The 2,842-nt window shown below is 46.5% G+C and carries 1 protein-coding gene; it reads right to left on the reverse strand.

The window, feature by feature from the left end; translation table 11 throughout:
* Positions 1–95: 95 nt before the first annotated feature.
* Positions 96–2,842, reverse strand: a 2,747-nt coding sequence (locus J0895_RS17810) for a PAS domain-containing hybrid sensor histidine kinase/response regulator (RefSeq protein WP_207089354.1), incomplete at its 5' end; no start/stop codon positions are given.

Below are 2,842 nucleotides of genomic sequence, written 5' to 3' on the forward strand. Positions count from 1 at the left end.
ACAAATGACAATTAACAAATGACAATTTATTTTTGGCCCTCATTTTTAGTAGGATAAAGCATTTTTTCCAGCGATCGCCTGGGATTGACAAGGGGTTAGACAGGCCAATCCATCACCCATTTCTCAATCTGGTTTAAAATCGTTTTCAATTGTCCAACCAGTTCCTCGGCCTCCTCGAAATTACTGTCTTTAGCTTGCTTTTCTAGGTTAGCAGCTAATGAAGGCATGGCGATCGCGGCAATGGTGGCGCTTCCCCCTTGAATTTGGTGTGCCTTACGCCCTAGTGTAACAGCATCGCCCTGGATTAGAGCTTGACTAGCATCTTCCAGATACTGTTTGCCATCCTCGATAAATGCGGTGAGTAGTTCCACGGCAAACTCGCGATCGCCTCGGGCAATCTCTAACAGATGTTTTTCATCAATCGGATATTCCCCACCCGATGACGCGGATTCCGGGGATGGGTCTGGTGTGGGTCCCTCGGTGGGCTTTGGGTTCATGGGAGAGGCGATCGCATGACCCGGGTTAAGGTGGCTCCACTGGGCGATCGCCTGTTGTAAATCTTGGATGGAAACAGGTTTAGTGAGATAATCATCCATACCTGCGGCCAGACATTTTTGGCGATCGCCTTCCATTGCGTATGCCGTCAACCCAATCACCACCGTATGTCTGCGGTCTCCTTCTTTCAGGCGAATTGCTCGGGTCGCGTCATACCCATCTAATACTGGCATTTGGCAATCCATAAACACAATATCATACTCCTTAATTTGCATTTTGGCAAGCGCTTCTTGTCCATTATTCGCACAATCTGTCTCAAATCCTAGGGAATCTAACTGATTCAAAACTACTTTTTGATTGATGCGTGTATCTTCGACTAATAAAATATTCAAAGGGATTTTTTGTCCAGGTTTCGCGCTTTTTCCCGGGACCTGGGAGGGGGCGACCCAACTATCAGAGGTAGCCGGGTAAGAACCCTCATGAACTTCTGAACTGACCCCTCGAATTAAACATTCAAGCAAGCGCGCTTCTTTGATGGGCTTAATCAAATAGGCACAAAACCCCAAATTTAAAAATTTTTCAGCCTGATAACTCTCATTAATCGAAGTCATCATAATTAACGAGGTGTTGGCTAAAACGGGTTCGGTAAGAATAAGCTGTCCCAGAATTTCTCCATCCATTTTGGGCATTTGCATATCCAACAAAGCCAGGGAAAAAGGATTCCCATCAGATACAGCTTTTCGCAAGAGTTTAATCGCCTCCAAACCATCCTCGGCTTCCCATACCTCCATCCCCCAGTGACTCGATTGCTGGCGCACCACTTGGCGATTAATGGGAGAATCATCAACAATTAACAGCTTTTTTCCCTGGAGAATTGAGCAGGAATCATCTAAGGATGAGGGTTGGGTAAAGCCTAGATTGGGATTAGCGTTTTCCACGGATTCAAATTGCACCGTAAACCAGAAATTTGAACCAACTCCAACTTGACTTTCTACATCAATTTCACCGCCCATCAACTGGGTTAACTGCTTGCAGATGGCTAACCCTAAACCAGTTCCTCCATATTTGCGAGTGGTTGAAGCATCTACTTGAGAGAAGGATTGAAAGAGTTTTTTGCGATCGCTAGGGGCAATCCCAATCCCACTATCGCGAACTGAAAAGACTAGGGTAAAGCGGGATGAGCCTTCCGGGGGTTCCGGGGATTGTTCCGGTGTCGATTCTGCCCGTTTGACGGTAATTACCACTTCTCCTTGTTCTGTAAATTTGATGGCATTGCCCAGGAGATTGGTGAGGATTTGCCGTAGGCGACTGGCATCGCCTTTTAGATATCTAGGAACGTCGGAAGCAACCAGGACGGCTAATTCAATTTGTTTAGAAGCTGCCGATAATGTCAACAAATCCACCGCATCTTCTAGGGTGCAGTTTAGGTCAAATTCATGAGAATTCAGGCGCATTTCTCCGGCTTCTAATTTGGAAAAATCGAGAATATCATCAATCAGGGTTAATAAATTTTCCCCGCTAATTTTCAGGGTTTGCACAAAGTCCCGTTGTTGTTCCGTGAGTGGGGTTCTGAGCAACAATTCTGTCATGCCTAAAACCCCATTCATGGGAGTCCGAATTTCGTGACTCATGTTCGCCAGAAATTGTGATTTAAGTCGCGCGGCTTCTAAGGCTTGTTCCCGAGCCTGGACTAATTCATTAATCTCACTACTGACGATCACAATTCCCCCGATCGCCATATCAGGGGAATACCAAGGATGAATCGCCCAACTCACATGACGGTGGGTACCATCGGCATTTTCCCAGATATCTTCGGAACTGGACATCACGGTTCCCATGAGTGCCTGTTGATGAATGTTCCGCCAGCGGGGGGGAAGATGGGAAAAAATTTCATAATAATTGCACCCCAAGAGCGACGGATGGGTAATCTGATAATCCAGACACCAGCGATCGCTATAGGCAAGATAACACATTTTCCGATCAAACATCGCCATCGCTACAGGAGCATGAGTGACGATTTGCCGTAATTGCTGACGTTCTTGTTCGAGTGCCGCTTCGTAATGCTTGCGTTCTGTAATATCCGTGGCGAGACCATCAATGCGGAGGGGAGTACCGGAGGCGTCATAAATAATTCGAGCGCGATCGCGCAGCCAGCGAATTTCCCCATCGGGTCGCACAATCCGGTATTCGATATCTTTACTCTGGGGAGATGTGAGAACATCGAACAAAGGTTCTAGTTGTGCCGAGTCCTCGGGATGAATCACGGTGATCCAAAGATTGGGATTATTAAAGAACTCTTCCACTTTCCGACCGTAAATTTTCTCTGCCGCTTGATTCATATATAACA

This window comes from Phormidium pseudopriestleyi FRX01, from assembly GCF_017313335.1.
GTDB lineage: Bacteria > Cyanobacteriota > Cyanobacteriia > Cyanobacteriales > Laspinemataceae > Laspinema > Laspinema pseudopriestleyi.